Below are 24,982 nucleotides of genomic sequence, written 5' to 3'. Positions count from 1 at the left end.
GCCTCTGAGGCCGAGGTTGTGGATGGCGAGCTGCCGGTAACCGAGCGCGTGGGCGATCTCCTCGATCCGGCGTCGCACGGAGGCCGTTGCATGGCCGGGCAGCAGCTCGACACGGCCACGGCCGTCGAAGCGCGCGCGTATCTCGTCGTCCGTCACCTGACTCCACCCCCGGGAAGGTTCGGCAGCCACCCGGCCACTCCACACCGTGATCGTCGCACGCGCCCATACCTCGCGAGCGTGCGGACGAACACGCGGGCCGAGCTCGGGGCAGCGTCCCGGGGACTCACTCAGGGTGCCACGCGCGTCGGCGGACGCCGCGCCACGGGCGGGAAGCGTCGGCCGGCCATGGTGTGGGTGGCGCGCCGGACCTCCGCCGGTCCCTGCGGCGGCTCTACCTCACGGCGAAGCCGGTGCAGAAGGTGTCGTCGGGGGAGAGGACGCAGCACCGGCGTCCAGACAGGTCAGCGACATGACAACGGGTGCCTGAAGACCCTGTGCCGGCTCCCCGGGGAAGCCGACCATGACCGTCCAGTTGCTCTTCATGAGGGTGAGCGTCTCGCTGCCCATGTCGGGACCGGCCTGCCAACCGTGCTCGGAACGGGCCCGAGCGAAGGCCGCCTTCAGCGCGGCGTCCACCGTCTCCGGCGCATGCCGTCCCGAGAGCCGTTCGAAGCACTTGCCCAGAACATTCGAGGGTTCCCTCTCCACCGTGATGCCCTCCGCCGCAAGTACCGACGTCATCTCCGACACCACCGTGTCCGCGGTCAGCGGCGGCCCCGAATAACGCGGGGGCAGTGGGCCGAGGTCCCGCAACGGATGCGCACAGGCCGTGGCCGTTGCCGTCATCAGTGCCGCCATGACCAGGGAGTTCAGGGCTATGCGCCCTTGTCGCCGTCGCACAATGGTGTCGCCCTTATCTGTTCTCTGCACGGCCGGTCAGTCTCCCATTCCGCCGCTCCTCATGGACCACCGGGCACGGATACGCGGCCGCCGGACAGTTGCGCGTACGAAGGGCATACCGGGTGTGCGAAGAACGTGCAGCCGTTACGTGGGGCGGTGCCACGGTCGGCCCAATGGACCGGGCGGCACGACCGGTTGTGACGCGGAGCCCGTAAGGGCTACCGCATCGTGGCGACCGGAGCCATCGTTTCCGCCGTGGCGCCCCCGCGCCCCGGACGCCGAGCACATTCGTACACGGCTGAGCCCCCTGCTGAGCTCACCCGCTGGGCGTCGTTTCCCTCTCGATGCCGCCGCGGGGACGAGAACGCAGGGCGAAGGCGCACCACAAGGCCGCCGCCACCAGCGCAGCCGCGGCCATCGCCCCCAGCACAGTCCCTTCTGGCCGCCAGCCCAGGGAAAGCCGCGTGCCCAGGAGACTGAGCGCACCTGCGATCCGCCCAGGGGCGTACACCGGAACCCTGGCGGCAGTTGCCCGGAGTACGGCCGCTGCGATGAGGCCGATCAGCGTCCAGGCCAGCAAGTACGGCCAGACTGCCCCCGGAGCGGCGGGCGGCAGCCCGTACTCCTTGGGGCCGATACGGAACAGAGCGCCGGCCCAACCCAGGCCCACTCCAAGGACGGTGATACCCACCACCCAGACCGCGTGGCGCCACAGTGGACCAGGCCGCACGGTCCCTTCGTCGTCAGGGTCGGAGGCGTCGAGGAATTCGATCATGCCCAGAAAGACGCGGCCTCGGGTCCGCACGTTCCCCTCCGAAGAGGAATCGTGCAGCCACAACCTTCGCGGGACTACGACCCACGTGGCAGCGCCGAGAGCCTACGACGACAGGTGTCTGCCGCTGCGCCACGGCGTCGAAGAGGCTCGCGGCTGCTCCCCGGCTGTGCCCGCCCGTACGGACACGCGGAAGGCCCACCTGCAGCCTCATGGAAGCCCGTTGCTCAGAACGCCCACCGCGTGTGGGTGTAAACCGCGTCGTCCCGACCGAAGCCGTACGCCGTTGCCGGGGCGACCGCAAACACCACGCCGTCCCCCTTTCGGATCGCGTCCCCGATCCCGAAGAAGGTGCCCTCGGGCGAGGTGATGTGTGGCCCGTACTTCGTCTCGTATGCCGCGATCACCTCCTCCAGCACCGCACGATCGGCGACCGGCTCGGCCGTTCCCTCGACGACGAGGTCGAGTCCTTCGGTGAGCGAGTTCCTCCCGGTGGTCAGCGCGCAGTGCCTGTCATGCGCGAGGTTCCTCGCCTTCTGCTCCCCCTTGCCGGTGGAGAAGTACAGCACCCCGTCAAGCAGGGAGGCGATCACAGGAGTGACGTGCAGTCGGCCGTCGGGCCGCACCGTGGACACCCAGAAGATCTCGGCGGCATCCATCTGCCGTCGGGCCTCGGCCCACTCGGTGGCGGTGACGTCCGCGGCCCGGGCGGGGGCTGAGCGCCGAGCTTTGACTTCCGCTCCCTGCCCTAAGGGGCGGGGATTCCTGCCACGGTCGTTTGACCGTCTCGGTAGGTTCCTGCTTCTGCGCGCTGTGCGGGCACGGGTGCCCGGCTTACCTGCGCTCGACAGGATGGCACCGCCAGTCCGGCGGCCTTGGCGACGTTGACGGCCGCGTTGATGTCCCGGTCGAGGACGGCCCCGCACTCTCCACACGTCCATTCGCGGATGCGGAGGGGCTTGGGTCCGTCAGCAGACCTGTGAGGTCGGTTCGAACCGGCCGATGCGGTGGAAGGTCCGGCCGGACTTCGTGGCCATGTATTCCAGCATCGCGACGAACGCCGACCATCCGGCGTCGTGGACGGACTTGGCCATCCTGGTACGGGCGAGCCCCTTCACCGCCAGGTCCTCAACGGCAACCGCTTGGTGATCGCGGATGATCCTCGTCGAGAGCTGGTGGTGGAACTCCCGCCGTGCGTCGGCCACCGCGCCGTGCGCGCGGGCGACCTTGATACGGGCCTTGGTCCGGTTGTTGCTGCCCTTCACCTTCCGACCGAGGTTCCGCTGGGCCTTCTTCAGCTTCTTCTCTGCCCGCCGCAGGAAGCCGGGGCTGTCGATCTTCGTGCCGTCCGAGAGGGCCGCGAATCGCGACAGGCCGAGGTCGATGCCGACCACAGCCAGCCGCTCAACGATCCCCGCCACAACCAGCAGCCTACCGACCCAATTGAGACGGCACCCTACGGGCCGGATGGACCGTAGCTTCGGCGCTATCGTCTGCCGGACAACATCCGTACACCCTGGGGGGATTGCGTTGAGGCGACGGTTTCTCACGAGCGCCGCGGCCACATTGCTGGTGGCGCTCGTTGGATGTACATCGGGGACGGAACAGTCTCGAGAGTCCTCGAAACCCGCGGCCGTGAAGCCCTCGGCCGCGACACGACCGGCCGTCACGCAACGGCCGTACGACAGGGAGCCGGCACGGCCGCTGGGCGAGGCGGCGGCCAGCGACCGTGACCTCGCTTTCCTGCGCGCGGCGTTCGCTTCCCAGATGCCGATGGGGTACAAGGTTCCACCGGTCGACGAGGTCGCCGTCATCCATCGGCCGAGCGCCGAGACCGGAGAACTGGCGTGGATGCCCGACGGGCGCACCTTCTGCTACGGCATGGTCCGGGGAGACTACAGCTCGTTCAGATGCGGCCGGCTTCCCGAAAAGGCGCCGGCGCCCGGACTGCTTCTCACGCACACGGGCGACCATGACCGGGTGACGAGCGAGGACAATCTCGACGAGGTCCGGCGAGTGGTCTTCGTGATAGCCGAGGGCGGTCCGAAGCGTTTCGACCACGTCAAGCGCAGCAAGGGGATGGGACCGGTGCACCAGGCTGTCGCGAGGTTCCCCTCGGGCCGCATGGTCACCTTCCTGACGTTCGACCACCCCGGGCACGGATGGGAGCTCAACCCGGAGGCCGAGATCTGCAGGAGCGACCAGGCGGTCTGCTTCCCCTCCGAGCCTGTGCCGTACTGACAGGGCGACAGTGTGCGGCCGACGGCCGCACACTGTCCCATGGGCCTCCAGTCCGGTTCAGTCCCACCAGAGTGACCACATCGTCGAGCGGGCCATCTTGTCGCCGGTCTCCACCGGGTCGTGCACGGTGTCATGACAATAGGCATGCAGCTCTGCGGCAGCCTGCGCGGCGCCCTGCGGGTCCAGTGGCGGTCGGTCGACGACCAGCTCCAGGTAGGAGCCCATGGCGAAGAAGAGCTCGGCGCCCCATTGCTCGTGCCAGCGTCGTAGGAGCGCGGAGTTGTCGAGAGGTGTGAGGCAGCGGTCGCCGTACCCGCACCAGTTCCATGTTCCGTACACCGACGGCAGAAGCACGGGCACCTCGTAGCTGCCGCGCGCGGCCACGAAGTGCACCCACCGCGAGTCCTCTCTGGAGAAGGCCCGGGGATCGGTCGCCCACTGCGACACCCCCTGCAGCGGCCGTTCCACCGCCGGTGCGAGCAGTGGTGCCAGCCGGGCGGGGTCGTAGACGGCCCGCCAGCTCTCCAGGTCGTCGTCCACATTGGCGACCTCCTCCAGCGCCCAGCGGCAGGCTGACACCAGCATGGACGCGGCCCTCGCGTCGTGGTCCTGGGAGACGGCGTCACCGACCAACTCCTCCACCACCCATACGTCGCGCCCCGACTCCCTGCGCCCCTCGGCCAGATCCGTCGGCGAGTCCAGCCCGACGTACGGCCACCAGCCGGTCTCGCCGTGCCTGTCACGCCACTCGTCCCACACGTCGCGGACCCGCTCGCGCGGCACGCACACCCCCACGACGTCGACGCCCGCTGCCGTCACAGCCCGGTCGACCTCAGCCGTGGGAAAGAACAGCAGCAGGCGACGCAGGAGGTCATCGGAGGGAAGATGCCGCCGGTGGAGGAAAGAACTCATGAGATCAGGACCCTAGGCGCCACCGACACGGCTCGCACCCCCTATATTTCCACCCGCCGGACAGCCGGAGGCACAAGAAGCAAGATGTTGGCGGCAGTTCTTCAACGCGCTCATCCGCGGAGACTTCCGGAGGAAGTGGCGCCGCCCGGTTGCTCCTCACTCACCCGACGGTCCAGCCCCGTGTGACAAGCGAGGACGACCTCGGCCAGCTCCTCAGAATGACCTTCGTGACCGTCGAGCGCGGCTTCAGGAATTTCGGCCGACACGGTCACGCGGCGGCCGGACCGCGGTTCCCTCTGGACGGGTAGTCACCTTCCCGACGTTCGATCGCCCCTCGTGGGAGGTCTTGACCACGAGGCGAAGAACTCGAGGAGTGACCGTGCGGTTTTCATCCGCCCGAGCCCGCCCGAGCCCGCCCGAGCCCGCCCGAGCCCGCCCGGGGGACGGGCTGGGCGCGTCGGAAGGCTGCTGTAAATGCGATGCCTGGCGATGAAAGGCCGTGGCACAGTCATCGAATGTCCAATGACGTCGCCTATCCCGTCTTCCGTACCCCCGATCCGGTACTCGCCCTGCGCACCGCGCGACGTCTCATGGAGTTCGGCCGCTGCGAGTATTCCGACGTCTCCGCCTTCGCGGAGTTCTCCTCCGTCGCCGAGGTCCGGCGGGTGGCGAAGGCCATGCCCGAGGGATGGTTCCGCGGGGCGTCCGAACTGAAGGAGTTCCAAGGGGTGCCGTTCGAGGACCAGCCTGCTTTCGTCGTCGGGGTCCAGGCGAGTGGCCTGCCGGCTGAGGAGGCAGCGTTCGAGGGACGACTGCCGGTGGAATGGGAGATGCTGGAGCGGCCGGTCGGCAGTATCGAGGATGCCTTCACCGCGACGATCGGCCCGAACACGGGCGAGATCAACTGGCAGTCACTGGATTGGCCGGACGCGCTCGAGGCGGGATTCCACGGCGAGTCCAAACACGCCGAGGTGACTCTTCTCTTCAACACCCATACCCGCTACTGGAACGATCCCGCCGACGACCACACCGTCCTCGTCCACGTCCGCAGCGCCGTCTTCGACGGCCGCCAGACAAGGGAGCCGTACGCCCACTGGCTCGCCGCACAGGTGGGACTCACGGTCATCGGACCCGCGCAACGGTGCTGAAGGAGGCCTGCCGGCCCTCGGCGGTACAGCCGACGGTGCAGCCGCCGGCCGACCATCCTGGGCCGGCGTGAAGCCCGGGTGACGGCCGTGGCGAAGGCCGTCACCCGGTCGGCGTCCGATCTCAGTGCCGGGGCAGTCGTTGGTGCACCCACATGGACATTCTCGTTCCCCTTGTCCCACCACCACCGAACCGGTCACCCCATTCCGATCACACCCTGAGCGGACGGAGCGGGAGCGTGGCAAGTTCGCCCAGGATGCGGGCCGCCGGCGCGGGGTCGACCAGCCACTTCAGGTGGCTGCCCTCCAGCGTGCGGACGTCGTACGGGTTGTCAGGCGTCAACTGGTTGCCCTCGCGGATCAGGCGGTCCTGTATGGCGAGGGGCAGGCTCGCGTCGTCGGCCAGGCGGATGTAGGTCTTGGGGATGCGGCCCCAGGTCGCGGCCTGCGCCCGGTCGGCGGAGCCGCCGACGTCCAGGTTCTCGTCGGGCTGGAAGGTGTTGAGGAAGGTGAGGAACTGCTCGTCGGTGCCGTCGGCGAAGAAGGCCAGCTTGAATGCCGCGAGCGCGTCCGGGTCCGCGGTACGGAAGTTGACGCGGAGCAGGCCGAGGTCGGCGGGGTTCCCGGCCAGCGCCGCGGCGAAGGCCGCAGGGTCGACCGTGGCCATCTCCGGCTCGGCGTAGTAGTCGTTGACGTCGAGGTCGACCGGGGCCCAGGCCGAGACGTAGACGAGGCGGTCGATCAGGTCCGGGCGCGCGTTGGCCGCGGCCGTGACCGTGGCACCGCCGCGGCTGTGGGCGACGAGGATCACGGGGGCGTTCCGCTTGGCCCGTTCGAGGATCCCGATCAGGTGCGCGACGTTGTCGGCGAGCGTGACGCCCTTGATCGAGCCGGGCACGCTCGCGAGACCTGTGGGGTCCTGCGGCGCCTGATAGGCGTGGGTGAAGGTCGCCTGGAACCCGTGGCCGGGCAGGTCGACGGCAACAGAGCGGTGCCCGAGGAGGCCGAGTTCGGCCTGAAGGGGCGCGAAGGAGAAGGAGTTCGCGAATGCTCCGTGCACGAGTACGAACGTCGGTTGCATCATTCTATTCTTCACTTTCCGACCGCCGCCGAGCGGCGGCGGCCATGGCGGGCCCCCGGGTGCGGGGGATGTGTTGGGTGCGTGGGCTTGCCGACGGCCTACGCGATCACTCCGAGGTCCGACGCAACACCAGGCAGACGAAGCCGAAGCTGTCCCGGTAGCCGCGCAGCCACTGCGAACGCTGGGCGTTGGCCGCTTCCAGCACCTGCACGGCGGCCGGATCGGCAGGATGGTCCAGAGCCCATGCGGCCAACGAACCCCAGCAGGCCCATTCGTAGGCGTCCAGCTCAGCGCGGGTGCTGACGTGGCCGTGGACAGGGGTCCACCCGTCGGCGACGACCAGGTCCACCGTGGTCGCCAGGTCCGCGAGGTCACCGAACATCTCGACGGCCTCCGGTGACGGGTCGCGGTCCCAGAACGACTCGCCGATCAGGACGCGGCCGCCGGGAGCCAGGTGCTCGCGGGCCGCCGCGAGGGTGGGCAGGAGACCGCCGAAGGCATGCGTGGCGCCGACGCTGATCACCAGGTCGAAGGTCTCTGAAGAGCCAAAGTCCGTGGCCTCCCGCTGGTGGAGGACCAGGCGTCCGTCGACTCCGAGTGCGCGCGCTGCCTGGCGGGCCTGAGTCAGGGCGACCTCGGAGACGTCGACGCCCTCGGCGTGCAGGTGCGGTCGGGTCGCCAGGGCGCGCAGGAGCCACTCCGCCGTGCCGCATCCAAGGTCGAGCACGCGCTCGTCGCCTCGCGGCAGGCCGCGTTCGAGCAGCCGGCTGACCGAGTCGTCGTCGAGCGGGGACTTGATCGGATGGTCGGCATGGGCGATCTTGGAAATCTCTTCGCGGCTCATCGGCTCGCGGCTCATCGGCGCGGCGTGCTCCGGGTCGAGGAGCAGCTTCGCGGCCACCGTCGTACCGTCGGTGCGGATCGTGCCGGCGACGGCCTTCGCCCGTGCTGCCGTTTCGGGGGTCAGGGCCGTCCTGAGAGCGGCCGACAGGGACTCAAACGTCGGGGTCGGGCCGTCGTGGGCCGCTCCGATGCCCAGTTCGGCCACGCGGGCGGCCCAGTGGGGCTGGTCGACGAACTGGGGCACCACCACCTGAGGTGCACCGGCCCGGGCGGCGGTCGTCGTGGTGCCCGCGCCGCCGTGGTGCACGACGGCAGCGACCCGGCGGAACAGCGCCTGGTGGTTGACGTCGCCGACGGCGAAGCAGTCGTCCGCATCGTCGACCAGGGCCAGGTCTGCCCAGCCGCGGGAGACGAGGACACGGCGGCCCTGCGCGCGGGCCGCCTCCACGGCGATCCGGGCGATGTCGGTGGCCGTGCTCAGGGGCATGCTGCCAAAACCGACGTACACCGGCGGCGTGCCGGCGTCCAGGAACGCCTCCAGATCGGCGGGCAGGGGCCGTTCGTCGGGCAGGGTCCACGCGCCGGTCTGCAGGACGTCGAGGTTCGTGAGCTTCTCCCACGGCCCGAGGACCGGGTCTGCGGCCAGCCACGGCCGGTCGCCGAAGACGTGGTCGCGGACGTTGTCCACCGGCGCAAGGCCGATCGCCGCGCGGTGGGCGTTGAGCGGCTGGAGGTAGAGGGCATTGACTTTCTGGGCGTCCAGCTCCCACAGGGCCTGATTGTCGGTCATGCCGGGCGGAGCCGGCGGGCCGGGCCGCCCAGACGGCAGGTAGTGCGCGGAGGGCATCTCGAACGGGTGGAAGCCCACATACACGTAGCGGATGCCCAGCTTCTCCGCCACCGAGCGGGCACCGGCCGGCATCAGACCACTCGCCACCAGCACGTCACAGTCCTCGGCCGCCTTGCCGACCGTCTCGAAGTGCGCGGCGACCAGCTCGGCCGCGAACGCGGCCGCGTCCGACGGCGGCGCCCCCGTCCGCAGCGCGCGCACGTCCCGCCCGAACGGCACCAGTTCCGCGCCGACACCGGCCAGCAGTTCCGCGAACTCCTCGTCCGGCGGTGCGCACACGCGCACCTCCGCGCCACGTGTCCGCAACGTCGCCGCCAGTCCCGCCAGCGGCGCGATGTCGCCGCGCGATCCGTACGCCATCAACAGCACACGCATGTCGCTTCTCTCATTCCTTGTGGATGCCGGCTCGGCCGGCGATTTTTGAGGGAGGGATCCGGTCGTTGCCGAAACCTCCAGGGGAGCATGGGGGCCGGGCCGTTCGCGGCAGCCGCGATCACCGTGCCCACGGCAGTTCGCGGGTGCCCTCGGTACCGGGAACGGAAGCGACCCCGTCGGAGCGCATGGAGACGTGGGCCTCGGCCCGCTCCGGGGCGTGGATCCGACGGACGAGGCCGGGCGGGAGGATCAGGCTCTGGCCGGCCAGGACCTTGTGGGTGTGGCCGTCGCAGGTCACTTCCAGGGCGCCCGCGGTGACCGTCCAGACCTGCTCACGCGTGACGGAGTGCTCGGGTCCGGTTGCCCCCGCGTCCATGCCGACCGTCCAGGTGCTCAGTTCGGTGCCGCCGCGGCTGGGAGCCGCCAGGCCGGTCATGGTGGCGTTCGGGGAGACAGTGACGTGCTCGGCCGCGGGGGTGATCACATGCACGGCGGTGTCCGCGTTCGGTTCGGCGGAGTGACCGGTGACGGCCCACTCGACGAGCTGGATGACGACCCCGTTGGGGTCGGTCATCTGGAACAGTCGCTCGCCCCAGGGCTCTTCGCGCAGGGGCATGGTGATGGGGGCGCCGGCCGCACGCAGCCGGGCCTCCTCGGCGTCGAGATCGCTGACCGTGAGGGCGAGGATCAGGCCGGTCGCCTCCCGGTCCCGCTGCTCGGCGGGCAGGACCTCGGTGCCCTTGCGGAGCAGGACGATGTCGACGGCGGCGTCCTCGCGGGTCAGGGAGGCGAAGCCGTCGTCGGCCATGGCCACTTCGTAGCCGAGGTGGGTGCAGAGGAAGTCACGGGAGGCGTCGACGTCGGCGACGGTCAGGGACAGGGTGGAGGTGGAAACGTTCACGGCAGCTCCTTGGCTGGTGTGCGATGGGCGGACGGGCCGGAGGCGTCAGTCGCTCTCAGGTCGTGGGCAGGTCGAGCTGGAACTCGCGGGTGCGCCGGTAGGAGCGGAATCCCAGTCGGTGGTTGACGGCCAGCATGTGGCCGTTGTCGTCGGCGTTGTCCGTCTCGATCTCGACGACGCCGGGGTGCTCGGCGCGCAGCCGCCGCACCATGGCGGCCTTGACCCACAACCCGAGGCCGCGGCCGCGGTGCGCGGGCACGACCGCCGTGTCGTACTGCTGGGCGCGCGGCCCGGAGCCCTGGGAGAGCGGGATCTCGGTGTAGCCGGCCATGGTGCCGTCGTCGTGGACGGCGGCGATGGTCAGCAAGGTGTCCCCGCGATCGGCGATCACCTTGCCCATAGCGCGGACGCGGTCGGCGTCCCACGCCACGTTGCCGTAGTCCAGGTCTCCGACGGGCATGTCGTTCATCGCGTTCTTCGCGGCGGCGAAGGCGTCGGCGAGGTCGTCGGGAACCGTTCCGGTCCAGCCGTTCAGCCGGTAGCCGGGGTGCTCGGCATCGGCGGTCCGGAGCAGGTCGGCCTCGTTCATCTCGTCGAGGCGAAGAATGAGGTGATCCAGGGTCAGGGCCGGGCGAAAGCCCCACCGTTCGCTGAACGCCTCGCCCTCGCTGTCGGCCGCGGCCGCGACGATCAGGCTGCGCCGGTTCTCGGTGCGGCAGGCCTCCACGACGGCCGACAGCAGGAGGGAGCCGGTTCCCCGGCGCCGGTGTGCCGGGTCGACGTGGAGTTCCGCTTCGGCCAGGTGATCCCTCCCCGGGGAGGTGAACAGCCGCAATCCGGCGACTCCGACCGGGACGCCGTCCGCCCCTGTGGCCAGCCAGGTCAGCCAGCGGCTGCCCAGGGCGGGCTTGGTGAGCTGCGCGTGGATCTGCCCGGGGTCGGGGGTCGGCACTCCGGGCAGGTCGTGGGCCATCGAGGCGGCGACGATCTGATGCCAGACGGCGGCATCGGTGGCTGAGACGTGCTGGAGCGGATGGACATGTGCGTGCTTGGTCAAGGTGATGACTCTCGTGGTCGAGTTGGTCGGGCTTCCGGACACGACGCGCTGCGTCGTCCGGTCCTTGCTGAAGGTGGGCAGGGCGGAGGTCCAGGAGCAGTGCGCCGCTGCTGAAGTTCCTGGAGACAGGAACCGGCTCGCCGGACGGGCCCTGACCAGGCTGCCTCTGGAGAATCGGTCGAACAACGCCTGATACTGGAAGTCACGTTTAGCGAGACTCAACACATGGAGGCACGGTGCTCGAGCGCCTGGAGATGGAGGCGTTCCTCACGCTCGCCGAGGAATTGCACTTCGGACGTACCGCCGAGCGCCTGCACGTGACAACCGGGCGGATCAGCCAGACCATCAAGAAGCTGGAACGGCGCATCGGGGCACCGCTGTTCCTGCGGACCAACCGCAGCGTGAGTCTCACGTCACTGGGCCACTGCCTGTACGAGGACGTGCGGCCCGGCTACGAACAGATCCAGGCCGGCCTCGACCGCGCGATCAGCAGCGCCCGGCCGACGGCCGGCGAGCTGCGGGTCGGTTTCGTCGGCGCCGCCGCCGGACAGGTCGCCCACCAGGCCCAACAGCTGTTTCCCGCACGCATGCCCGGCTGGCGCGGGCACCTCCGCGAAGTGCAGGTCGTGGACGCCGTCGCGAGGTTGCGCGAAGGCGATGTGGACGTGCTGTTCCTGCCTCTGCCGGTCCCCGGACCCGACCTCGTCATCGGTCCGTTGATCATCTCCGAACCGAGGGTGCTCGTGGCCCCCGCCGACCACCCCCTGGCCCGCCGCAAGAGCGTGTCCATGGAGGACCTCGCCGACATCCCGCTCCTGCGCGTCGTCGGCGTGAAGCCCGGCGACTGGATCTCCGATCGCCGACCCGACCGCACGCCGCAAGGCCGGCCGATCCCCGCCGGTCCCGAGTACGAGACGTCCCTGGAAGCCCTGCAGCTGATCGCTTCGGGCTGCGGCGGATCCATCGCGGGTGCGCAGGTCACGCGCTTCTACGCCCGGCCCGACATCGCCTACATCCCGTTGACCGATGCCCCGCCGCTCGACTGGGCACCGGTCTGGCTTAAGTCGAACAACACCCCCGCCGTCCGCGCCTTCGCCCAGGCCGCACAAGAGGCCGCCGGCCGCGTATCCCCCGCCGCTTTCCACTGATCCTGCCCGTTCGCCCGCATGCCCTCAACCTTCCTGAGGCCGCGAGAACAATCAAGGCAGAATCCCGCGCGGTTCGTTAACCGCTGGGTTATCGATGGAGGGCCGGGGGAGCCGGAGGGTTGGGAGTCGGTGGAGCTGCGGGACATCGAGATCTTCCTCGTGCTGACCGAGGAACTGCATGTCGGCCGCACCGCACAGCGATACGCCAGGCAACCTTCAACGATGTGTTCGGGCAGCTCCGCAGCGGTGCCATGGACGTCGTCGCCTGGCTGCCCGGTGGAAGAGCCGGACTTCACCGTCGGGCCGACCCTGTGCACCGACTCCCGGATCCTTGCCGTGGCCGCCGACCACCGGCTTGCGGGACGGGGCTCCGTGCCACTGGAGCTGCTCGCCGACTTCCCCCACGCCACGGCCCTCGGCCTGCCGGACTACTGGGAGGACAGCTACCTGCCCTTCTCCACCCCACCCGGCCGGACGATCGAGCGCATCACATCCGCGGCCTCGGACAACCCCGATGAGCTGATCAGCCACGTCGGCATGGGCGACATCATCCAGACCTTCCCCGGCCATGTCACCGGACACTGGAGCATGTCGAACATCCGATTCCTCCCCGTCCCCGAGATGGCCACCCTGACCTTCGCTCTGGTCTGGCGGACCGAAGCCGAAAACGACCTCATCCCCGCCCTGGCCAACACGGTGGGCGACCTGGGTGTATTCCGCTTCTGACGCAGCCTGCCGACTCCACCACGTCGTAGGCGCCGCAGCCTGGCGGATCGTTCGCCAGGCCCGCGATCTCGTTACCGAGGGCGATCCGAATTACTGTGCCCACATCCGGGAATGACAACTCATCGACGCCGTCGCGCAGCTGTGTCAGGGTGATGTGGACGTGCTGGTCCCGCACTTGCCGATCTCTGAACCAGACCTGGTCGTCGGCCCGCTCCTCATATCCGAGCGGCGGATGCCAGCTGTCCCTGGCGACCAACTGCTGGTCCGCCGCAAAGCCTGACTCTGGAAGACCTCGCCCGGATCTTCCACATACGCGATTTAGAATTCCTAACGGAATGATCTCTTAAAAGGCGCCCCAAGACGGGACGAAGCCCTGTCGACCGGGGCAGGACGGGCAGCAAGCACCACTTGATCACCGACGCCACCGGCATCCCGCTCGCCGTCACCTTGACCGGCGGCAGCCACAACGACGTCACCCAGCTCATCCCACCGCTCCAGGCAGTGCCGCCCCTGCGGGGCAAACGTGACCGGCCCCGGCGCCGCCACGACGTCGTGCTCGGTGACCGCCGCTACGACCACGACAAGTACCGCCGCCTCGTCCGCGCGCTCGGCGTGAAGCCACTGATCGCGCGACGCGGCACCGAACACGGCTCCGGACTCGGCACCCAACGCTGGGTTGTCGAGCGCGCCTTCGCTCACCTGCACTGGTTACGCCGCCTGCGGATCCGCTGGGAGATCCGCGACGACATCCACGAGTGGGAGGGATGATGGCGGCATGGTTGTGGGTGTGCAGCGGGTGCTGGTGTTCGCGCAGGAGTCGGCGGCCCGGAGTGTCGCCCGTGAGCTGGCTGGTGCGGGATGCCGGTCGGTGACGGTGCGACAACCGGGTGGCGGGAGGATGTGGGATGTCGTCTCGCCCGCCGTCTACCCGGTGCCCGGTGACGATCCGGAGCTACTGAGCCCGCTTCTCCGGCAGGAGAGGCGACGTCTCGCGGCGCTGGCAAGGAGCCGGGGCGGGGCGCTGCTCACGTATGTGTCGTATGTGCGGGACTCCGGCGGGGACCGGGCCGCCTCCAACGTCGGCGGCCCGGTCCACGAGGACGCCATGGCCCATATGGCGCTGCCTGTTCCCCTGCCGGTCGGCCTACCGCAGCCGGGCAGGGCGCCAGCGTGGACGGGCCTGCACTTCTGCGACCCGGAGGCGGAGATAGCCGAGGCAGCAGCCGTCGCGCACCGGATGTACGGCACGTCCGCCGCTGCACCCCCGCCCCTGGCGTTCCTCATGGATGACGACCCCGATGAGGAGTTCGCCGAACCGGACGGCACCCGGTTGTTCCTCGCGGACCTCGTGTCCACGGCCCACCACTTGCCGGTCCCGGACGGCGGCATGGTGGCGATCGTCCCCTTCATCACCGAACTTGCCCGTTCTCGGCCCCTGTCGCCGGGCGCCCGTGTGAGCCTGCTGCTCTTGCTCCTCGGCCTTGCCTCCGAGCCCGACACCACGGCTGTCCGCCACGCCGACTTGGCTGCGATGTCGGGGCGCCAGGTCGCCCTGGACTCCCTCGTACGGGTGAGGGAGGCGGTCATCGCACGGATCCCGGCCCTGCTTCCGCAATGGGAGACCGAAAGCGGTGCCGTTCGCTTTGTGCTCGCCTCGCTCGCCGCCTTCTGCCCTGCGCAGACCGCTGCGTTCGTCCGTCCCCTCCTGCCCGACATCCCCGCGCCGCCGCGCACCGGCCGTGCCGACATCCTCGCGCTGGCGGACGCGCTGCTCGCCGAGGACGCCGGTGCCCTCCATGCGGCGCTTCACCGCATGGCAGCCTGGGACGACGATCTCGCCGAAATGCTCGACAGCCCGTACGCTTGCCCGTCGCGAGCCGCCCGTGCAGCACTGGCCGCTGCTGTCGCACGCGATCTGCCCGCGGCGTTGCACCTGACCTGACCTGACCCGCACCCCGCAGGCACGCCCGTGGGGACGCCTGCCCGGCGGCCGTCCCCACCGGGCAGTCGCAGGTGCCGGTAACCGGCCAAAGGGCCGTCAGCGGCCCCGGCCGGGGCACGAACAGGATGAGACCTACCCGGTGGTGGGGCCCCGTACGAACTTCCGGTCAGCCCGTGGGCGAGACTGCGCACGTGCTGATCAGACGAGAAATCCCCGCCGACCTGGCCACTGTCCGTGCACTGACCGTGGCTACCTCGCACAAGCCGCACCTGGAAGACTCGGTGGAGGCGAGACTGCGGGACGCCTTGCGTTCATCAGAAGCCTGGATACCGGCCCTCTCTCTGGTGGCCGAGGGTGAAGCCGGCGAGCTCGTCGGACATGCCCTGTGCTCCTGGGGCCGGATCGGCGCCGTCCGGGTCCCCGACTTCAGCCTGCTCGGCGTGCTCCCCGCCCACCGGCGACGCGGTGTCGGTTCCGCCCTGGTGCACGCGGCGCTCGCCGCCTTGGACGCGCTCGACACCCCCCTGGTCGTGGTGCTTGGTGACCGCGACTTCTACGATCGCTTCGGCTTTCGCCCGAGCACAGACTTCGGCATCGTCGGTCCGGAACCGGGCTGGGGCGACCTCTTCCAGGTCCGCACCCTGGCCGCCTACCAACCCTCCGTGCACGGCGAATTCGCCTACCCCGAAGCCTTCCGCAGCTCATGACGGCCTCGGCGCCCACATGTCGCGCGCCGCGGTCCCAGGCCGGGGGAGACCCTCGCTGCGAATACCACCGCCACTGGCTGTGTCAGCTGGGCTGTGGCGCCGGCCGCCGCGGCCTGATGATGGAGTGGTGCAGCCTCCCGTTGACGTCACCCTCCGTTCCGGGCCTGCCCGAGGGGCCGGGGTGGTGGTACGAGCCGACTGACCGGTTGCCCGGCACCCACTCCCGCGCCGCGCCCGTGTGCGTCCGTCTGCCCACCCGATCGAAGGTCGGTGCCGGCTTCGATCACGGCGATGCTGTGAGCGGGGCGAACGGACAGGCCGCGCAGGCTATCGCCCGTTCTGCAATTGCTCGGCGAACGCGCGCGCGGCGGCGAGGTCCCCGGCGTTCGGCCGCTGCTTGTTGATGCCGCCGATGAGTTTGAAGGGCGTCCAGGTGTCGAACGCTCGGCACGAGAAGCCCCTGATCTCCTCGAAGCCCTTTCCTTCGAGGAGCCGGACCAGGGGACGCGTGAACGGTGCCGGCGACAACTCGGGAAGCCCGCTCGTGGCGTACACGAATGCCCGGCCCCGCATGGCGGGAAGTGTCTTGACGAATTCGGTCAGGTGGGGATGGGGCCTGCCGTAGAAAATGCCCGAGCCGAACCCCACGAGGTCGGCGCCGGCCAGCTCTCCCGGATCGGCCTCCTCGGGGGCGACGACCTGCGCGCCCAGCACCTGGGCCATGGTGTCGGCGACGCGACGCGTATTGCCGTGTGACACGGAGACGCACACGATGACGGCCTTCATCTTGAAGATCCCTTCTCTCGCTTCCGTAACGAGGACAGCGCAGCCATCGCCGGATGTGACACCGCGCCGGAGTGACGGCGGCCACACCCGCACCGCAACCGGTGACCGGGGTGCATCGCACTCTGTGTCTCATCGATCACCATCCGTCACCGACGTGCGTGCCCAGCCCCCGTTTGCGGTCGGGGTCGTGATGTCCGAATGGCGGAGGGCGGGCAGAATTGCCCTTGAGGGCCCACTGGCGGCTGGCCATGCTCGTCGCCGTAGCATGCGCGAGAGGGGCGCAATGCCATCCGATCGGCCGGCGGATGAACAGGAGCCCGGTCCGCTGTGGTCGGAGCCGGGCACTCTGCTGGAGCACGTTTCCGTGGCCGTGCTGGGCGTGGATGACGACGATCGGGTCTGCTACTGGGGACCGGGTGCCAAGCGGCTCTTCGGTCATTCGGCGACCGATGTGTTGTCCAAGCCCGCCGCCTCCCTGTTCCCCGGCGCTCCGCTGGAAAGCGCGCGTGCGGCCGAGCACCTGGCGGAGCGCGGCCGGACGCTGGGCTACTGGCGGGTGAGAATGCCGGCGCTGCACCGCGATGGAACCGTCTTCGACTGTGGCTTCCGGGTCTTCCCGGTGACGGGCGACCAGGGCCGGTCCGTCGTCGTGGGCCTGGCGAGCAGGGGTGACGAGCTGGACCGGGTGAAGACCAATCTCGCCTTTCTCGACGCCCTCTTCGAGACGTGCCCCATCGGTCTCGTCATGCTCGACGAACACCTCCGGTACGTCCACCTCAACCAGGCCCTGGCCGACATGGACGGCCTCCCCATCCAGGACCACATCGGGCGGTCCATCACCGACGTCATGATCACCTCGGACGGGGGCGAGTACCGGCGCATGCTCCGCGCCGTAGCCGACGAGGGCCGACCCGTCGTGAGCGCCCTGGTCGGCCTCCGCACTCCCGGCCGTCCCGACCGGGACCAGGTACGCTCCGTGAGCTTCTTCCCCCTGAGTCAGGCGGGAGACACACGGCCGGGACTGGGCGGACTGGTCGTGGACGTCACCGACCGGGAGCAGGCGATCGTGGAAGCGACGGCCGCACGGCAGCGGCTGGCTCTCCTTGACCGGGCTGCCGGCCTGATCGGCACCACCCTGGACGTGAACGTCACCGCCCGAGAGCTGGTCGACGCGGCTGTTCCCGACTTCTCCGACGCATCGGTCGTCGAAGTCGTGGAGTGGGCGGACGAGCGTGAGGTGTTCGACCCGGCCATGCCGCTGATCACCCGCCGGATCGCCTCCGGCACCAGCCTGCCCCCTCCCGCCGGCGAACTCGTGAGTGGCCTGACGAGCGTCACGTACCCGCCGGGCTCCACGATCCACGAGGTGCTGCGCAGCGGCCGACCCATCTGTGTCCCGGTCAACGATGCGTTCATGACGCGCACCGTCATCCATCAGGCCCGTGCCCGACTTCTGATCGACAGCGGTCTGACCAGCCTGCTCATCGCTCCTCTCATCGCACGGGGCACGGTCCAGGGCATCGCCATGTTCGGGCGCTCCGCAGTCCGGCCGGTCTTCACCGAAGAGGACCTCAGCCTGGCCGGCGAACTGGCCTCCCGCGCCGCGCTGTGTCTGGACAACGCCCGTCTCTACAGCCGAGTCCAGGACATCGCGCTCACCCTCCAACGCGCACTGCTCCCCACCGCACCTGCGGCGGGCCCGTATGTGCGCATCGCCCACAGGTACCTGCCCGGCAGCCACATCAGCGAGGTCGGCGGCGACTGGTACGACGTGATCGAACTGCCGGGCGGCCGGGTGGCGCTGGTGGTGGGCGACGTGGTGGGACACGGCGTACCGGCGGCCGCGGCGATGGGCCGACTGCGCATCACCGCCAAGACCCTGGCCCGCCAGAATCTGGAACCCGACGCCGTCCTCACCGAACTCGACGTGTGTGCACGGGAATCCGGGATCGAGCTGGCGACCTGCCTCTACATCCGCTACGACCCTGCGACCGGCCTGGCCCGCATCGCCAACGCCGGCCACCCGCCACCCCTGGTCCGCGCGCCGAACGGCACGGTCGACATCATCGACGACGCCCTAGGGGTTCCGCTCGGCGTGGGCGGCTTTCCGTTCCTCACGACCGAGATCGAACTCCCCGAGGGCGCCACCCTGGCCCTCTACACAGATGGCCTCGTCGAGGCGCGCGGCCAGGACATCGACGAAGGCATCGAGGCGCTCCGGGCCCAACTGGGCCGCGCCACAGGGAGGCTGGAAGAGACGGCGGAGGACATCCTGACGAATCTGCTCCCCGCCGAGCCCACCGACGACACGGTGATCGTCCTCGCCCGGGTCAGCCGTTCGTCGCCTCATCCGGCCGAGTCGAGCCCGCGCGACGGTGGATGAGGCGCTCCGCGCCCGCCGGCTGCCAGGCGCGGGACCGGGTCCGTGCCTGGCAGCCGGCGCGGGCGGGGTCAAGGGCATGCTCCAGGGCCTGCTCCATGGCCTGCCCCAGGAGGCGGCGACCCTCCGGGCCGCGCCGCAGCTCACGCGCCCCGCCGCGGGGACGACAGTGTGGCGGCGACGACGGAGGCCGCCTCCGCGATCAGCCGGTTGTCGTGGCCGGCGTCCTTGTCGGGACGGTTCGACATGATCGCCATGACCATCGGGGCGGCATCCGGTGGCCACACCACAGCGATGTCGTTCCGAGCTCCGTAGAAGCTCCCGGTTCCGGTCTTGTCGCCGACCACCCATCCCCTTGGCACCCCGGCCCTGATCAGCTCGTCACCAGTGGTGTTGGTACGCAGCCAGGTCGTCAGCCGTGCCCGTTCGTCCGGGCCGAGCACGTCTCCGAGCACGTACGCGCGCAGATCCCCGGCCAGCGCCCTCGGTGTGCTGGTGTCCCGCTTCTCGCCCGGTGCCCACCGGCTCAGCTCGGGCTCGCGTCGGTCCATCCGTGTGACGTCGTCGCCGATCTCCTCCAGCGCGGCATCGAGTCCCTCGGGCCCGCCGAGCGCGTCGAACAGCAGGTTGGCCGCTGTGTTGTCGCTGTATCGGACGGCAGCGTCACACAGCGCACCCAGACTCATACCCGCCTCGACGTGCTTCTCGGTCACGGGGGAGTGGGCGATCAGATCGCCCCGTGAGTACGTGATGACCCGGTCCAGCCCCTTCAGGGAGTACTTCTTCAGCACGGCGCCGGCGGCCAGCGCCTTGAACGTGGAGGCGTAGGCGAACCGCTGCCCGTCGTTGTACGCCACCTCGCGGCCGGTTCCGGTGTCGACGGCGTAGACGCCCAGCCGTGCGCCGTACCTGCGCTCGAGATCCTGGAAGGCGTGGGCGTACGGCTTGGCATCCGCCGTCGGTCGCGTGGACGGTACGGATGGGCCGGGCGACGACGCGTGGGGAGCCCGGGCGCCCTCCCTGGCCGAGGTGGGAGTGCCCTGGCCGCAGGCCGTGAGCGGGACGAGAACGAATGCGGTGAGCGCCCCGAGAAGGAAGCGCCGGGCATGAGAGTGCTGCATGCGTCAAACCTCCGGGGGACGCTTCACGCGTTGGAAGAGGACCGGTTCAGTGACCTTTACTACTGGGGGAGGGGGCCCGGCGCGGACGCGGCGCTCTGGTCCGCCGGCCAAGGAACATGCTCCGATTCACGAGGCGGCCACGTTTCTCGTCCAGGCCGTCGAGGGCCGGATGCCGCAGCTGCAGACAGCGTGTGTGCAACGGATCGGGATCCGGGCGCGGGAGCCGCTTCCACAACGCAGGGCTCAGGAGCAACAGGGTGAGCGCGAGGAGGGTTCCGCCCGCCGCCGCCCCTTGCACGAGCCCGTGCGGTGGCGACTCCAGCGTTGCCATCGCGGCGAAGACGGCGAAGGCCACGACGGCGTACACCCCCAGAGCCCCCAGGCATCCGACGGCCCACCCGGTGCCGCCGAGTGGCTTAGGAAACAGCTCTTCCTGTGCGGCGCGGAACATCCCGCACTGCTCGATGTACGCGCGGTCGCGCTGCATGATCCGGCCGAGCACCACGTGCTTGGGATGCCGCCTGCGGACGGCCTCCAGGAGCGCGGCGGGTATCGGGTGCGCAGGGGCGCGGACCTCCTCGGCGCTGCTGTCGCTTCCACCGTCGTCGGTGCCGTTCACGAGTCGGATCACCGCGTGGTGGTCGATCCGAATCACTCCGGCGAGCAGCAACTCGGCTGCGGCGGCCGCCGTCTCCTGGCCTCGGACGACGGCCGCGAAGTAGGGATCGACACCCAAGGCGCCGATCCGCGCCTCGATCGTCCGCAGCCTGCGGACCCGCCGCAGATGGCAGGCGGCCGCCGACACGTACACGACGGCCGTGAGCGTCAGCGTGACGAGGAAGAGCACGATGTGGTCCATCGCTGCAGGCTACGGCCCGCGTCTGACAACGCCCTTGGTCCCCCGTACCGGTCCCGGGCTGTGCCGGTCTCCGCACGGGGCCGGGCACGGGATCACTCCGGCGGAGTGCCCGAAGCGCGCCAGGCGATCGCGAGGCCTTCCAGCCAGGCCGGGGGAAGCTCGGCGGCATCCCATTCCGACCGCAGCGCGGTCGGCGCGGCGATGAGGCGTTCGAGCACGGCGATGCTGGTGGGGGAGTGCGTGAGGGAGTAGCGGCCGTGGAGGGCGATACGGCTGCCGGGGCCGTACTGCGCGTACACCTGAGCCAGCCGTCCTCGGTGGGTGCCGACGAAGTTCTCCAGCCGCCCCGCGTACCCGACCCGTTCCACGACGCTCATCGTGCCGAGGACCGCGGTGAGGACCTCGTCCGACACCTCGGGGTCGAGGTCCGATCTGTTGCTGAAGGCCAGATACAGCGGCGTCACCGCGACCTTCGCACGTTCCACGTCCACCATCCCGACGGGCGGACGGCCGCGTGCGGCGCCGTCCTGACCGCTCTCGTGCGCGGCGCCGGGCAACGCGGTGCCGATGGCGCGCCGGAGGGCTCGCTCGGCGATGCGCGCGAGTTCGTCGCCGGCGGCCCGGGCGCCGTCGAGCCAGCCGCTGCGGTACGGCTCGCCCGTCTCCTCCGGGACGCCGGCGGCCTTCCCGATCTCGCCGTGCGCGTCTGCGATCGCCCCGGCCTCGACGATCGCGATGAGCTCCTCGGCCTCGTCCCGGAAAACTCCGGCGCGGCCGAGGAGTTCGAGGAGGGTCATCTTCGCGTTCATGACGCTGGCGGAATCCAGCGGGTGCTGGCCCTCTTCGGCGGTGTTGATCGTGTCCCCCTCGTCGGCCTCGGCCCGGTGCTTCCGCAGGTGCTTCCGCATGACGTGGCTCTTGTTCTCTCACTCTCCGTGCTGTGATCCAGAGGCTTTCAGCTGGGGACGGCCGCCGTCCAGCTCCGCCGGGCTCGTGGGACACGGCAGACCGGGAGCGGAGCGGTTCCTCGTTCTTCTCCGGCGCTGCGCCGCTCGTGCGTGTCGACCGTCGATCATGGCCGGCTTCGAGCAGGGCGTTGGCTGCGGACTGTTAGTCCCGGGTGCGGTCGGTGACCCGGCGCCCGGGTTGTTTGGCGGCCATCCATGGCGGGGCGACCTCAGTACGCGTGTCCCACATGCGCAAGGGCCTGCTTCAGCAGCATCCCGTGGCCGCCCGGCATCTCGCCCTGCAGGGCTGGTGAGGCTGCTTCCTGCGGGCTGAACCAGACCAGGTCCAGCGCGTCCTGCCGCGGGCGGCAGTCGCCGGTCACCGGCACGACGTACGCGAGAGACACCGCGTGCTGGCGCGGGTCGTGGTACGGGGTGACGCCCGCTGTGGGGAAGTATTCGGCGACCGTGAAGGGCTGCAGGGAGGCGGGGACGCGGGGCAGGGCCACCGGACCAAGGTCCTTCTCCAAGTGGCGCAGCAGCGCGTCACGGACCCGCTCGTGATGCATGACGCGGCCGGATACCAGGGTGCGGCTGATGGTTCCGTCCGCACCGATGCGCAGGAGCAGTCCGATGCTGGTGACTTCGCCGCTGTCGTCCACGCGCACGGGCACGGCCTCGACGTACAGGATCGGCATGCGGGCCCTGGCCACGTCCAGCTCGTCGTTGGTCAGCCAGCCGGGCGTGGTCTCGGTCATGTCAGACATTGTTTGATCATACTTTCCAGGCCGGTCTTCAGCTCAGGCGTTGTGTCTGCCAGCCGGGTGGGAGTTCGGGTGGGCCGACGAGGGCGTCGCTGCCGAGACGTTCCAGAGCAGGGCTTTCAGGTGCCGGCTGTCAGGCGTCCGTGGGGCGGGCTGTGAAGACGCGGTCCAGTAGGGCGTAGAGGGTGGCCCGGTCCTTGTCGTCGAGTGTGGCCAGGCCCGCGAGCGTGGTGTGCATGTTGTCGCGGATGGTGTCGACGGCGTGCTCGCCCTCGGGGGTGAGGACGACGTTCTTGACACGGCGGTCGCCGGGGCTGGGCTCGCGGCGGACCAGGCCCCGCTTCTCCAGGCGGTCGACGATGCCCGTGATGTTGGAGGCGTCGCAGGCCAGCGTCTCGGCGAGTACGCGCATCGCGGCGGGGCCGTGGCGGAGCACGCTGAGCGTCCTGCCCTGGCTGGCCGTGAGCTTGTCGCGGGCAGCCGCGGCGGTGAAGTCGCCGTAGTAGGCGCCGAGTGACACGGAGAGCAGCTCCATGAGCTGCCCCGTGTCGACGCGCGGGGGTCCTGGCATGAGATCCACCTTTCCTCGAGAAGCTTGACGATCTCAAATACTACCGTCTACCGTACGTATTGCTTGATGTTCTCAAGCTTCCATGTTGTTAAGTAGTTGGGAAAGGGTTTCCGTGTCTCAGGCACAGCACAGGGCAACCGCAGGGCCCTCCGGACAGACCGTCACTGCGACCTCCGCCTCCCGTGCGGCCGAGATCCTGTCCCGGCCCGTCACGCTGAACGGCCTGACCGTCCCGAACCGCATCGTGATGGCGCCGATGACGCGCATGTTCTCCCCGGACGGCGTCCCCGGTGAGGACGTGCGCTCGTACTACGCCCGGCGCGCCGCCGCGGGTGTGGGCCTGATCGTCACCGAGGGGACGTACGTCGGCCACGAGTCGGCCGGGCAGAGCGACCGCGTGCCGCGGTTCCACGGCGAGGAGCAGCTGGCGGGGTGGGCGCAGGTCGCCGAGGCCGTTCACGCGGCGGGCGGCACGATCGTGCCGCAGCTGTGGCACATCGGCATGGTCCGCAAGCAGGGCGATGCGCCCTACGCCAACGCCCCCGCGGTCGGCCCCTCCGGCATCCGCGTCGACGGCACCGAGGGCACCGGCAAGGCGATGACCCGCACCGACCTGGACGACGTCATCGGCGCCTTCGCCGAGGCCGCCGCAGCCGCCGAGCGCATCGGCTTCGACGGCGTCGAACTGCACGGCGCCCACGGCTACCTCCTGGACCAGTTCTTGTGGGCCGGGACGAACCGCCGTACCGACGCCTACGGCGGCGACCCCGTGGCCCGTACGAAGTTCGCGGCCGAGATCGTGGCCGCGGTCCGCGAGACCGTCTCGCCCGACTTCCCGGTCATCTTCCGCTACTCGCAGTGGAAGCAGGAAGCCTACGACGCGAGGCTCGCCGAGACGCCGGAGGAGCTGGAGGCGATCCTGACCCCGCTCGCCGCGGCCGGCGTCGACGCCTTCCACGCATCCACCCGCCGCTACTGGCTCCCGGAGTTCGAGGGCTCGGACCTGAACCTGGCGGGGTGGACCAAGAAGCTCACCGGCAGGCCCACCATCACCGTCGGCTCGGTCGGCCTCGACGGCGACTTCATCCGCGCGTTCGCGGGCGAGGGCGCCGAGATCGGCAGCATCGACAACCTCCTCGACCGCATGGAGCGCGACGAGTTCGACCTGGTCGCCGTCGGCCGCGCCCTGCTCCAGGACCCGCACTGGGCGGCGAAGGTTCTGGGAGACCGCTTCGAGGAGCTGAAGCCGTACGACGCGGCGGCGCTGAAGACACTGAGCTAGGTGTACCCGTCGGCCCCGTCGATGGGAGCAAGTCCGCCCGACTTGCGTCCATCGACCACGCCACGCTGACAGACGTCGCAGCACCTCGTACGACGAAGGGCACCGGCTCTCGCCGGTGCCCTCCCGTCGTTGATGGACGGCCCGAAGGCTCACACCCAGCTCCGCAGCGCTTGTCAGTGCCACGTGTTGGAATGCTTTCCGGACCGGCAACGCAAGATCGAACGGGGGAGGGAGCCATGTACCGTACGGGCGTCGACACGGCGGAACTGCAGCACATGATGTTGGAGTTGGTGGCCCGCAGCCTGCCCGGCGAGGAACTGTCGCAGGTGCGCGAACGGTGGGGCGACCTGCCGTTCGCGTCGCAGTCGCTCCATTCCTCGCCGCCGCCTCTGGGGCCCCCGCGGGCGGAGCAGGCGGGCGCAGCCGCCGCTGCGTTGCGTGCCGCCCTGTCCGCGCCAGGGACGCCGGGGCTTGCCGGACGAGTCGAGGCCGCTCGCGCGGCGGGGGAACTCGACGACGCCCTCGCGGTGGAAGTGGTACGGCTGGCGCGCCCCGCCCGTGGTGTCGCCGCCCACCTCCTAGGGCCTGTCCGGAAAGTCATGGCAGCCAGAGTCGGAGGCAGGCGAGGGTGACCATGGCTTGGTAGTGGCTGGCGCGTTTGTCATAGCGAGT

At 70.0% G+C, this 24,982-nt stretch carries 21 protein-coding genes and 4 pseudogenes; 9 read left to right on the top strand and 16 right to left on the bottom strand.

The features are described 5' to 3' along the window. Window positions 1-396: 396 nt before the first annotated feature. The 4 genes and pseudogenes from ACFV9D_RS32520 to ACFV9D_RS32505 all read right to left on the bottom strand — a co-directional run. On the bottom strand, window positions 397-858 hold the full coding sequence (locus ACFV9D_RS32520) for a hypothetical protein (RefSeq protein WP_385154289.1): 462 nt from the start codon (window positions 856-858) through the stop codon (window positions 397-399). A gap of 358 nt (window positions 859-1,216) precedes the next feature. Further along, window positions 1,217-1,675 (bottom strand): hypothetical protein, encoded by a 459-nt coding sequence (locus tag ACFV9D_RS32515; protein WP_385154287.1) that lies wholly within the window; start codon window positions 1,673-1,675, stop codon window positions 1,217-1,219. 224 nt (window positions 1,676-1,899) lie between these two features. After that, window positions 1,900-2,401 (bottom strand): annotated as a pseudogene (locus ACFV9D_RS32510) (pyridoxamine 5'-phosphate oxidase family protein); the annotation flags it as partial. A 19-nt stretch (window positions 2,402-2,420) separates the two neighbouring features. Beyond that, window positions 2,421-3,063, bottom strand: a pseudogene (locus tag ACFV9D_RS32505) (RNA-guided endonuclease TnpB family protein); the annotation flags it as partial. A 76-nt stretch (window positions 3,064-3,139) separates the two neighbouring features. On the opposite strand from ACFV9D_RS32505, the gene ACFV9D_RS32500 reads away from it, so the two are divergent. Beyond that, the gene (locus tag ACFV9D_RS32500; protein ID WP_385154283.1) at window positions 3,140-3,913 is read left to right on the top strand and encodes a hypothetical protein; all 774 of its coding nucleotides are present in this window, start codon (window positions 3,140-3,142) and stop codon (window positions 3,911-3,913) included. Between the two features lie 57 nt (window positions 3,914-3,970). On the opposite strand, the gene ACFV9D_RS32495 is transcribed toward ACFV9D_RS32500, so the two are convergent. Next, window positions 3,971-4,825: a DUF4253 domain-containing protein gene (locus tag ACFV9D_RS32495; protein ID WP_385154280.1), complete on the bottom strand. Its 855-nt coding sequence runs from the start codon at window positions 4,823-4,825 to the stop codon at window positions 3,971-3,973. A gap of 515 nt (window positions 4,826-5,340) precedes the next feature. On the opposite strand from ACFV9D_RS32495, the gene ACFV9D_RS32490 reads away from it, so the two are divergent. Then, window positions 5,341-5,973, top strand: a complete 633-nt coding sequence (locus tag ACFV9D_RS32490; protein WP_385154277.1) for a hypothetical protein — start codon at window positions 5,341-5,343, stop codon at window positions 5,971-5,973. 208 nt (window positions 5,974-6,181) lie between these two features. Here ACFV9D_RS32490 and ACFV9D_RS32485 read toward each other — a convergent pair whose 3' ends face one another. The 5 genes and pseudogenes from ACFV9D_RS32485 to ACFV9D_RS32465 form a co-directional block, all read right to left on the bottom strand. Further along, window positions 6,182-7,051: an alpha/beta hydrolase gene (locus ACFV9D_RS32485; protein WP_385154274.1), complete on the bottom strand. Its 870-nt coding sequence runs from the start codon at window positions 7,049-7,051 to the stop codon at window positions 6,182-6,184. Between the two features lie 106 nt (window positions 7,052-7,157). Further along, the gene (locus ACFV9D_RS32480; protein WP_385154401.1) at window positions 7,158-7,895 is read right to left on the bottom strand and encodes an SAM-dependent methyltransferase; all 738 of its coding nucleotides are present in this window, start codon (window positions 7,893-7,895) and stop codon (window positions 7,158-7,160) included. A gap of 33 nt (window positions 7,896-7,928) precedes the next feature. Then, window positions 7,929-9,119, bottom strand: a pseudogene (locus ACFV9D_RS32475) (glycosyltransferase); the annotation flags it as partial. Window positions 9,120-9,237: 118 nt separating this feature from the next. Beyond that, on the bottom strand, window positions 9,238-10,020 hold the full coding sequence (locus ACFV9D_RS32470) for a VOC family protein (RefSeq protein ID WP_385154271.1): 783 nt from the start codon (window positions 10,018-10,020) through the stop codon (window positions 9,238-9,240). A gap of 55 nt (window positions 10,021-10,075) precedes the next feature. Further along, window positions 10,076-11,077, bottom strand: coding sequence for a GNAT family N-acetyltransferase (locus ACFV9D_RS32465; RefSeq protein WP_385154268.1), 1,002 nt, complete (start codon window positions 11,075-11,077; stop codon window positions 10,076-10,078). A 236-nt stretch (window positions 11,078-11,313) separates the two neighbouring features. Here ACFV9D_RS32465 and ACFV9D_RS32460 point away from each other — a divergent pair, with 236 nt between their 5' ends. From ACFV9D_RS32460 to ACFV9D_RS32440, 5 genes and pseudogenes are all read left to right on the top strand, one after another. Continuing rightward, window positions 11,314-12,225 (top strand): LysR substrate-binding domain-containing protein, encoded by a 912-nt coding sequence (locus tag ACFV9D_RS32460; RefSeq protein ID WP_385154265.1) that lies wholly within the window; start codon window positions 11,314-11,316, stop codon window positions 12,223-12,225. Between the two features lie 129 nt (window positions 12,226-12,354). Next, a complete protein-coding gene (locus ACFV9D_RS32455; RefSeq protein ID WP_385154262.1) occupies window positions 12,355-12,951 on the top strand; it encodes a LysR substrate-binding domain-containing protein in 597 nt (198 codons plus the stop codon). A 339-nt stretch (window positions 12,952-13,290) separates the two neighbouring features. Then, window positions 13,291-13,719, top strand: a pseudogene (locus ACFV9D_RS32450) (transposase); the annotation flags it as partial. Window positions 13,720-13,726: 7 nt separating this feature from the next. Further along, entirely contained in the window at window positions 13,727-14,893 is a 1,167-nt protein-coding gene (locus ACFV9D_RS32445; protein ID WP_385154259.1) for a hypothetical protein, read from the top strand. A gap of 173 nt (window positions 14,894-15,066) precedes the next feature. Then, window positions 15,067-15,600 (top strand): GNAT family N-acetyltransferase, encoded by a 534-nt coding sequence (locus ACFV9D_RS32440; RefSeq protein ID WP_385154255.1) that lies wholly within the window; start codon window positions 15,067-15,069, stop codon window positions 15,598-15,600. Between the two features lie 327 nt (window positions 15,601-15,927). On the opposite strand, the gene ACFV9D_RS32435 is transcribed toward ACFV9D_RS32440, so the two are convergent. Beyond that, window positions 15,928-16,386 (bottom strand): flavodoxin family protein, encoded by a 459-nt coding sequence (locus ACFV9D_RS32435; RefSeq protein WP_385154252.1) that lies wholly within the window; start codon window positions 16,384-16,386, stop codon window positions 15,928-15,930. Between the two features lie 265 nt (window positions 16,387-16,651). On the opposite strand from ACFV9D_RS32435, the gene ACFV9D_RS32430 reads away from it, so the two are divergent. Beyond that, window positions 16,652-18,769 (top strand): SpoIIE family protein phosphatase, encoded by a 2,118-nt coding sequence (locus tag ACFV9D_RS32430; RefSeq protein WP_385154250.1) that lies wholly within the window; start codon window positions 16,652-16,654, stop codon window positions 18,767-18,769. 140 nt (window positions 18,770-18,909) lie between these two features. Here the strand turns inward: ACFV9D_RS32430 and bla are convergent, their stop codons facing one another. The 5 genes from bla to ACFV9D_RS32405 form a co-directional block, all read right to left on the bottom strand. Continuing rightward, window positions 18,910-19,887, bottom strand: coding sequence for a class A beta-lactamase (gene bla / locus ACFV9D_RS32425; protein ID WP_385154247.1), 978 nt, complete (start codon window positions 19,885-19,887; stop codon window positions 18,910-18,912). 46 nt (window positions 19,888-19,933) lie between these two features. Beyond that, window positions 19,934-20,746 (bottom strand): hypothetical protein, encoded by an 813-nt coding sequence (locus ACFV9D_RS32420; protein WP_385154244.1) that lies wholly within the window; start codon window positions 20,744-20,746, stop codon window positions 19,934-19,936. Window positions 20,747-20,838: 92 nt separating this feature from the next. Then, the gene (locus ACFV9D_RS32415; protein ID WP_385154242.1) at window positions 20,839-21,654 is read right to left on the bottom strand and encodes a hypothetical protein; all 816 of its coding nucleotides are present in this window, start codon (window positions 21,652-21,654) and stop codon (window positions 20,839-20,841) included. 269 nt (window positions 21,655-21,923) lie between these two features. Continuing rightward, the gene (locus ACFV9D_RS32410; RefSeq protein WP_385154239.1) at window positions 21,924-22,460 is read right to left on the bottom strand and encodes an NUDIX hydrolase family protein; all 537 of its coding nucleotides are present in this window, start codon (window positions 22,458-22,460) and stop codon (window positions 21,924-21,926) included. A 130-nt stretch (window positions 22,461-22,590) separates the two neighbouring features. Beyond that, window positions 22,591-23,028 (bottom strand): MarR family winged helix-turn-helix transcriptional regulator, encoded by a 438-nt coding sequence (locus tag ACFV9D_RS32405; protein ID WP_385154236.1) that lies wholly within the window; start codon window positions 23,026-23,028, stop codon window positions 22,591-22,593. A gap of 112 nt (window positions 23,029-23,140) precedes the next feature. On the opposite strand from ACFV9D_RS32405, the gene ACFV9D_RS32400 reads away from it, so the two are divergent. Then, complete coding sequence (locus ACFV9D_RS32400) at window positions 23,141-24,310, top strand: NADH:flavin oxidoreductase (protein ID WP_385154233.1); 1,170 nt, start codon at window positions 23,141-23,143, stop codon at window positions 24,308-24,310. The last annotated feature ends 672 nt before the right edge of the window (window positions 24,311-24,982 follow it).

It is taken from the genome of Streptomyces sp. NPDC059875 (assembly GCF_042731085.1).
GTDB lineage: Bacteria > Actinomycetota > Actinomycetes > Streptomycetales > Streptomycetaceae > Streptomyces.
The sequence above is the reverse complement of the archived record's forward strand: the minus strand, read 5'-3'. Positions and strand labels throughout refer to the sequence as shown.

Coding starts and splice junctions, on each gene's coding strand:
- ACFV9D_RS32520 (WP_385154289.1), bottom strand. CDS start 858: ATGGCGGCACTGATGACGGCAACGGCCACGGCCTGTGCGCATCCGTTG.
- ACFV9D_RS32515 (WP_385154287.1), bottom strand. CDS start 1,675: ATGATCGAATTCCTCGACGCCTCCGACCCTGACGACGAAGGGACCGTG.
- ACFV9D_RS32500 (WP_385154283.1), top strand. CDS start 3,140: ATGGACCGTAGCTTCGGCGCTATCGTCTGCCGGACAACATCCGTACAC.
- ACFV9D_RS32495 (WP_385154280.1), bottom strand. CDS start 4,825: ATGAGTTCTTTCCTCCACCGGCGGCATCTTCCCTCCGATGACCTCCTG.
- ACFV9D_RS32490 (WP_385154277.1), top strand. CDS start 5,341: ATGTCCAATGACGTCGCCTATCCCGTCTTCCGTACCCCCGATCCGGTA.
- ACFV9D_RS32485 (WP_385154274.1), bottom strand. CDS start 7,051: ATGCAACCGACGTTCGTACTCGTGCACGGAGCATTCGCGAACTCCTTC.
- ACFV9D_RS32480 (WP_385154401.1), bottom strand. CDS start 7,895: ATGAGCCGCGAAGAGATTTCCAAGATCGCCCATGCCGACCATCCGATC.
- ACFV9D_RS32445 (WP_385154259.1), top strand. CDS start 13,727: ATGGTTGTGGGTGTGCAGCGGGTGCTGGTGTTCGCGCAGGAGTCGGCG.
- ACFV9D_RS32435 (WP_385154252.1), bottom strand. CDS start 16,386: ATGAAGGCCGTCATCGTGTGCGTCTCCGTGTCACACGGCAATACGCGT.
- ACFV9D_RS32430 (WP_385154250.1), top strand. CDS start 16,652: ATGCGCGAGAGGGGCGCAATGCCATCCGATCGGCCGGCGGATGAACAG.
- bla (WP_385154247.1), bottom strand. CDS start 19,887: ATGCAGCACTCTCATGCCCGGCGCTTCCTTCTCGGGGCGCTCACCGCA.
- ACFV9D_RS32420 (WP_385154244.1), bottom strand. CDS start 20,746: ATGGACCACATCGTGCTCTTCCTCGTCACGCTGACGCTCACGGCCGTC.
- ACFV9D_RS32415 (WP_385154242.1), bottom strand. CDS start 21,654: ATGCGGAAGCACCTGCGGAAGCACCGGGCCGAGGCCGACGAGGGGGAC.
- ACFV9D_RS32410 (WP_385154239.1), bottom strand. CDS start 22,460: ATGTCTGACATGACCGAGACCACGCCCGGCTGGCTGACCAACGACGAG.
- ACFV9D_RS32405 (WP_385154236.1), bottom strand. CDS start 23,028: ATGCCAGGACCCCCGCGCGTCGACACGGGGCAGCTCATGGAGCTGCTC.